This is a genomic window from Paenibacillus sp. FSL H8-0168 (genome assembly GCF_038592955.1).
GTDB lineage: Bacteria > Bacillota > Bacilli > Paenibacillales > Paenibacillaceae > Paenibacillus > Paenibacillus polymyxa_B.
The window spans coordinates 80,095-87,343 of the sequence record NZ_CP151948.1; the positions used below are offsets into that span (position 1 = coordinate 80,095).

Annotated in this window: 6 protein-coding genes; all 6 read left to right on the plus strand. The window is 47.3% G+C overall.

What is annotated here, in order from left to right:
- Positions 1-348 precede the first annotated feature (348 nt).
- From fabI to MHI21_RS00410, 6 genes are read left to right on the plus strand one after another with little or no spacing between them, the layout of a single operon-like run.
- Complete coding sequence (gene fabI, locus MHI21_RS00385) at positions 349-1,119, plus strand: enoyl-ACP reductase FabI (RefSeq protein ID WP_013308164.1); 771 nt, start codon at positions 349-351, stop codon at positions 1,117-1,119.
- Positions 1,120-1,131: 12 nt separating this feature from the next.
- Positions 1,132-2,592, plus strand: a complete 1,461-nt coding sequence (locus tag MHI21_RS00390; RefSeq protein WP_053324333.1) for a class I adenylate-forming enzyme family protein — start codon at positions 1,132-1,134, stop codon at positions 2,590-2,592.
- 44 nt (positions 2,593-2,636) lie between these two features.
- Positions 2,637-3,860 (plus strand): aldehyde dehydrogenase family protein, encoded by a 1,224-nt coding sequence (locus tag MHI21_RS00395; protein WP_103049295.1) that lies wholly within the window; start codon positions 2,637-2,639, stop codon positions 3,858-3,860.
- On the plus strand, positions 3,857-5,557 hold the full coding sequence (locus MHI21_RS00400; protein WP_165179773.1) for a thiamine pyrophosphate-binding protein: 1,701 nt from the start codon (positions 3,857-3,859) through the stop codon (positions 5,555-5,557). The genes MHI21_RS00395 and MHI21_RS00400 overlap by 4 nt, the downstream gene beginning before the upstream one ends.
- Before the next feature lie 23 nt (positions 5,558-5,580).
- Positions 5,581-6,822: a beta-ketoacyl-ACP synthase II gene (gene fabF / locus MHI21_RS00405; protein ID WP_342419186.1), complete on the plus strand. Its 1,242-nt coding sequence runs from the start codon at positions 5,581-5,583 to the stop codon at positions 6,820-6,822.
- A gap of 4 nt (positions 6,823-6,826) precedes the next feature.
- Complete coding sequence (locus MHI21_RS00410; RefSeq protein WP_025721676.1) at positions 6,827-7,234, plus strand: 3-hydroxyacyl-ACP dehydratase FabZ family protein; 408 nt, start codon at positions 6,827-6,829, stop codon at positions 7,232-7,234.
- The last annotated feature ends 15 nt before the right edge of the window (positions 7,235-7,249 follow it).

Genomic DNA, 7,249 nt, shown 5'->3' on the forward strand with positions numbered 1-7,249 from the left:
TCATCGGGATGTAAATATTTACAAAAATATACGGATTTTATGTTTAACTCGCTTTGACAGTCACCTTGTTTTTGCCTCGCTACCTTTTTTCACATACATGTATTCCTTTCGATTTGAACACAGACCAACAGAAGCAACACAACTATTTCTTGTGAGATGACAGACAGCATACAAGATGTGTTACACAAATTTTAAAGTAAATTTTGTGATTTGCCTAAAACGTCGCCTATCCAAGTTTGGCAATTAACGCGATAATATTCCAGGAAAGATTACATATGTCTATAAATGTAGACATACGCAATTAAGTTGTTATTTTGTTTAAAAATGTAAAAAAGAAAGGTGGTTTCTGTGGCAGTACTACTGAGCGGTAAGAACATTTTGATTATGGGCGTGGCTAATAACAGGAGTATTGCCTGGGGGACAGCTCAATCTTTAGCTGCTGAAGGAGCACAGCTCATTTTTACTTACGAAAATGAGAGGGTTGCAGAGCGGGTACTAAAGCTCGTTGAAACCATTCCGGGAGCACTGGTCTGTCCTTGTAATGTACAAAGCAATGAAGAGCTTGATGCATTGGCGGATTTTCTAAAAGAAAAAGTAGGCGTATTGCATGGTTATTTTCACAGTGTCGCCTATGCTAAGGCTGAGGATTTGGATGGCTTGTTCGTTGACACTTCTCGCGAGGGGTTCGCTGTTGCACAAGAAATCAGTGCCTATTCTCTGGCTGCTGTATCCCGTCGAGTATACCCACTGATGACAGAGGGTGGAAGTATCGTCACCATGACGTATATTGGCGCAGAACGAGCGATCAAAAATTACAACGTTATGGGTGTAGCGAAGGCTTCACTGGAAGCCAGCATGCGCTATCTGTCGAATGATCTGGGCACATATGGCATTCGTGTAAATGCGATTTCCGCTGGTCCGATACGGACCTTGGCTGCCTATGGCATTAAAGATTTTAACACAATGCTCAAACATATTGAAGAAACTACGCCCCTACGCAAGACGGTTGATACGTCGGAAGTCGGAGATACGGCGTTATTCCTATTTTCCCATTTATCGAGAGGCATTACGGGTGAAGTTATCCATGTAGATGCTGGATACCATATTACGGGGATGTAAGGAGGGAACGTTGTGCTTATTACGCATACGGATTGCCGTATTATCTCACCTGAAGGAGTTATGACTAGGGAGCGTCTGGAGCGAGACGTTACGATCTTCTCCCGGATGTTGACGCTCAGAGGAATTCCCGAAGACGGTAGAGTGATTCTGAAAGCGGCCAATTCCTATTGGTTTGTTGTGTCTCTGTTCTCCCTGTGCAATATTGCTGTTTCGGTGACTGTGGTGGACGAGCAGACTGTGCTCGATGAGGTGGCCCAAATCTATGATGAAGCGGGTGCCTGTTGCATCCTTACGGATTCCGATTTAGAACTTCCTCATGCTCTCGTTATTCTGATTCAAGATCTGATTCAAGAAGAAGCAGTACACCCGGATTGGGTGGGAGAGCCAAAGCTTGAAGCCCTCGACTTTAGCAAGTGGTGCGAGAGGTCAGATGCGCTCATTCTGTATTCTTCAGGTACGACGGGCAAACCCAAGGGAATCGTGAAAGCTGGTTCAGCTTTTATGGAGAATATCAGGCATTCCATACACGCCATGAACTACCTACCGTCTGACCATATGCTCCCCGTTGTGCCTTTTTCTCATTTTTATGGAATCTCACTTATCTTCTCCTGGTGGTTAACTTCATGTTCTCTCATCATCTGCAATCCAAAAAACCTCTGGAGCGTCATTGCAAGTATTACGAAAGACCGGGCGACGGTCGTAGACGCTAACCCCTCTGCTTTTTACACCTTGTTGCGTATGCTAAACCGAAAACCCGAACAACTGGAAATGGTCAAGGAAGCTCCGGTGCGCATGTGGTGCGTAGGCGGTTCCCCACTTACCCAGGACCTTGAAGAGAAATTTAACAACATATTTGGACAGCCCCTGCTGAATGGTTACGGCCTTTCTGAACTGGGCAACGTTACGCTGGGGACGCTAGAGTGTCCGAAGGGTTGTGGCCTACCCTTACCTGGTGTGGATCTGAAAATACTAGATTCTACAGGCAACCAGCAGGCGGACGGTATCGTAGGCGAAGTGTGGATACGCAGTGCTGGATGCATGGAAGGTTATCTAAATCGTCCAGACCTGACGCAATCCGTTCTACAGGACGGCTGGTTCAAGACGGGGGACCTGGGCTATCTGGATGACGGAATGCTGTATGTCATTGGTCGTAGCGGTAAGACGGTCAACCGGATGGGCTATATGGTCTCTCCAGTCTATATCGAGGACCGAATTGGTTCGCTAGGCTACCGATCCTGCGTGATTACCTTGGAGGATGAGGCTAAAGGGACATTGCTTGTCGCATTCATCGAAAGTGATTCCTCACAGGTCGTGCCTGTGCTCCGCAAAGAGATGAGTCAGGTACTCCCTTCATACATGTTTCCCGATCTTTTGCTTCCGCTCGATCATTTTCCTTTAAATCGCAATGGAAAAGTAGATCGTCTGGAGATGGAGCGTGTTGCTCTAGAGAAAGCTGCTTCTCGCAAAGCATAACAAGATATATACCAAAACTGCATACAGGAAAGGGAGAATGTGCCATGAGTATAAATCCAGAACTGGCAGAAAACACACTGTTTCTGAAAAGGCATGAATCTATTCTGAAATGCCTCAATTATTTGATTGAAAATCGGCAGGAAGTGATGGATATTCTCACACAATTTTCATCCTATCGGGCTGCCAATGCAGAAATTGACTCCACGATCCTCACACTTCAAGGTGCTCTGCAAGAAGTGCAGACCTATCAGCCAAGCTGGCAACGATCTATGGCTGTATTTATGCCTTCCAACGTCATTTTGTACTCCTATGCATTATACCTCTTGATTCCGTCCCTGTACGTTGAAAATATAGACTTTCGCCCTTCTTCTCACGTAAACGAGTACGTCAACATGCTGCATGAAAAGCTTCAGGCTGTACATGGATTACCCATCTATATTCGTAAAGTTAGCCAGAAGGTGTTCATGGAGAATTCCGTGATGCCAGCTGATATTGTGGTGTTCACGGGAAGCTATACCAATGCAGAGAAGATCAAAAAACAGATTCGAAAAGATCAGCTCTACATTTTTTACGGACAAGGACTAAATCCTTTCATCATCGGACCTGATGCAGATCTGGAGCTGGCGGTTACCGATGTGATCCGAATGAGATTGTTCAACTCTGGACAAGACTGCCTAGGCCCCGACATCATTCTGGTACATCAAGATGTGAGTGAGCATTTCAAAGATCTGCTGATTCAACAGCTTGACCAACTCGTGTTTGGTGCCAACGATGATCCGAACGCAAACTATACCCCTATATTCTATAAAGACACGCTATATTCGGTTTCCGAATATTTCAACACGAACGATAAGTTTATTATTTACGGCGGCGGCATTGATTTCCGTACAAAAAAGATGGAGCCAACGGTTGTATATAGTGAATTGGATCAGAATCTGGAGATTATTGAGTATTTTTCGCCAGTCTTCAATGTAGTTAGCTACCAAGACGACGAGCAATTGATCAAGCGTATTTCCTCCAGTTATTTCAGTGAACGTGCAATGGGTTGCAGCTTATACGGATCGGAGCACCTGACTGACGTTCTGCGAAAGAAGCACACGCTGACCATTAATCAGACGCTTGAGGATGTGGATCAAGGTAATAAGCCTTTTGGTGGCTACGGCACGATGTCGAACTATATTTTTTACGATTTCAAGCTCATTTCGAAGCCGATCTTGATTTCAGAAATTGTCGCAGAATATTTGTCGGAAAAGAGGAGTTTGGTATGACTGCGAGCTTCTTTCCCTGGGATGCCATCATTGGGTACTTAAAATCGGCTGGGGTTCAGCATCTCTTTGGATTACCAAGTGATGATCTCAAAATCGTATCGTCACTCCCCTCATCCGGTATGGATTTTATCCTGTGCAAAGATCAACGTAATGCTGTGTTCATGGCAGCAGGTTATGCGCTCACCACCAACCAGATGTCCGTGTGTGTTGTGGGGAAAGGCCCTGCGCTCAGTAATACACTCACAGGGCTGCTGGAAGCCAAAAACCTGGGCGCTCCGCTTCTGCTTCTGGCGCTTGGCACTGGTGGAGACAAGCTGGGTACCCGATCCTTTCAGGAAGCGGATCAAATCTCACTCGTGAAGCCGCTCGTAAAATGGGCTTATCGTGTCGAGCATGTGGATCGGCTTGTATGGGCGATGGAGCGGGCTGCCTTTTTGGCTATCAATGGAGCACCGGGTCCTGTCTATATCGAACTCCCTGAAAATCTGATGGACCAGCCTGTGCCAACAGGGCTTCAGTTTACCCCACCAGAAAAGCTGTCGTGCTCTCCGTCTCGTCGGGAGTTGGATGCATCGTGGGGAATTATTGAGAACGCCCGCAGGCCACTCATTCTAGTCGGAGGCGGAATGAAGTCAGGTACAGGTGATGTGATTGAGCGGTTTGCTAACCAACATGGAGCGGCCTTGTTCGCAACCGCCTCGGGACGGGGTGTAGTTGATGAAGACCACGAACTCTTCTGTGGTGTTGCGGGACTCTATACAGATCTTAGTCTAAGACAAATCTGGAAGGAATCTGATGTGGTAATCACACTGGGCAGTCGATTGGAAGAAACGGCTACTTTCGAGTGGGATATTTTGCTACAGGATACACCTTTGATTCAAGTCAATGTAAATCTGGAGGATTTTGCACACGAGTACAGGGGTATCAAGGTGCTTGGTGATGGATATGCAGCGGTGGAGCAGTGGCTTGAACGGCGCGGCCAGGAGCCTGATGGAGTGTGGCTTGAAACGATTAGGAGCTGTAAACAGGAGGCTTTTTCTCACAGGGCTATTTATTTGGAAGAGCTGAAAAAGACCCCTGGAATCCACGTTCCTGAGCTGCTGGACATGATTCAGACGGAGTTCCCTGAAAATCTGGTGCTTCTTCAAGAGAATGGATTGCAGGATATGTGGTCCTATTTTTATCCATATTTTCGCTTTGCCCAAGGCTCTCTTTCGATTGTTCCTAGTGATCAAACGAGTCTTGGATTCGGTGCGGCTGCTGCTCTGGGAGCAAGCGTGGCAACACAACGTCCAGTAGTGGCACTTGTAGGTGACGGTGCGTTCAATCTCTTTTGTTCGGATTTTATGACGGCGGTGGAGTATCAAATACCGTTAATCTATCTCGTACTCAATAATGGTGGGTATGGTTGGTTACAGAATCAGATGAATTATAAGCATCTCACAGGGCAGTCCCTCCCGTTTGTTTCTGAGGCGGCCAAGACAGGAATTCAAATTCCTCAGTACGAGTTTGTGGAAAGTCTTGCAATTCGGAGTAAGGGAGAGGCACGGGAACAGCTTCAGCTTGCTTGGCAAAAGTATCAGGAGAACAAGCTTGTGATCGTCGAGGTATATGCTGATCTTGCGGATGTGCATGAAAAAATCAGTCATGTGTATGGCGACTTTCCTCTCTACGAGCAACAGGCTTCTAAGAATTAATTTCAACGAAGGACGTGGATACAGTGAGAAGACGTGTTGTAGTGACTGGACAGGGAGTCGTAACGCCGATCGGGCTTAATCTTACGGATTTCTGGAATTCACTGTTGGAAGGGAAAAGTGGAATCGGACCTGTCACTGCTTTCGATACAGCGGACATTCCGACAAAGATCGGTGCACAGGTTACGGGCTTTGACCCATTGCAATATATGAGCAAGAAGGAAGCTAATAAAGTCGCACAGTTCACTCAGTTTGCTTTGGCGGCTGCCCGGCAGGCAGTGGAGCAATCAAAATTAGTGATTGATGAGCGGAATGCAAGTCGCGTGGGAGTTATTGTCGGCTCTGGAGCAGGCGGCCTCGACGTTATAGAGGAGAACTTTGGGAAATTAACAAAGCTTGGTCCCAAAAGAGTTTCTCCTTATTTTGTTTCCTCGATGATGATTAATTCAGCACCTGGTGAAATCTCCATTGCTATTGGAGCCAAGGGGCCTTCTTTTGCTGTGGTTACGGCTTGTGCCACAGGAAGTAATGCCATTGGTGAGGCATTACGTACGATCCAGTACGGCACGGCTGATGTCGTGGTTGCCGGTGGAGCAGAAGCTAATTTTAGTCAGCTCGATCTGGCATCTTTTGCGAATATCCATGCTCTCTCCAGACGTAATGATGAGCCGCAGAAGGCTAGTCGTCCGTTTGATGTGGATCGCGATGGATTCGTCATCGGTGGAGGAGCAGGAGTCTTGGTGCTGGAGGAGTTGGAGTATGCTTTGAACCGCGGAGCCACCATTCTGGCCGAAGTTGTGGGTTACGGATGCACAACTGATGCGTATCATATCACGGCTCCAGATCCCTCTGGCTCCGGCCCGGCAGATGCGATCAATATCGCACTGCAGGATGGCGGCTTAACACCGCAGGAAATCGACTACGTCAATGCCCACGGTACGAGTACGCCATTTAATGATCGTATGGAGATTAATGCTATTCAAAAAGTATTCGGGGAGCATGCCCCCCGTTTGGCGATATCGTCTATTAAATCCATGACTGGTCATTTAATGGGCGGTGCAGGGGCAGTCGAATTAATTGCGACTGTGCAGAGTATGATTCACAGCAAAGTACCACCGACACTCAATTGCGACAATCCTGAGGCTCCTGAATTGAACTTTGTGCCGCATGTATATCAGGAACGCGAGGTCCGCGCGGCGATTAGCAATTCATTTGGTTTCGGAGGGCACAACGTCTGCCTTGCTGTTCGCAAGTGGGAAGGGGAATAAGCCTGTGAGCGAAGAGCTAATCCATATCCCGGATGTGCTTCCGCACCGGTACCCATTTCTTCTGTTGGATGGCGTGACCGGGTACGAAACGTCGCAATGGGCGAAGGGATACAAGCTTGTCACCTGGAGTGAGTGGTTCATTACTGACACTAACCCATACATGCCTCCTATGTTGATTGTGGAGTCGCTTGCACAATTAGCGGCATTCGCTGCGATTGATAAAAAAGGCATTTCATACCTGACTAACCTCAATGGAATTCGATTCCACAGCTTGGCCAAGCCTGGAGACCGAATTGATCTCTATTTTGAAGTGATCAAGCGTCGGCGGGGCTATATTCTCGGAAGCGGTCGGGCTTCCGTAGGGGATCGATTGGTGGTTGAGGCGGAAGAAATTGTTTCACTGGATCAATGACGGGGTGGAAGCGCA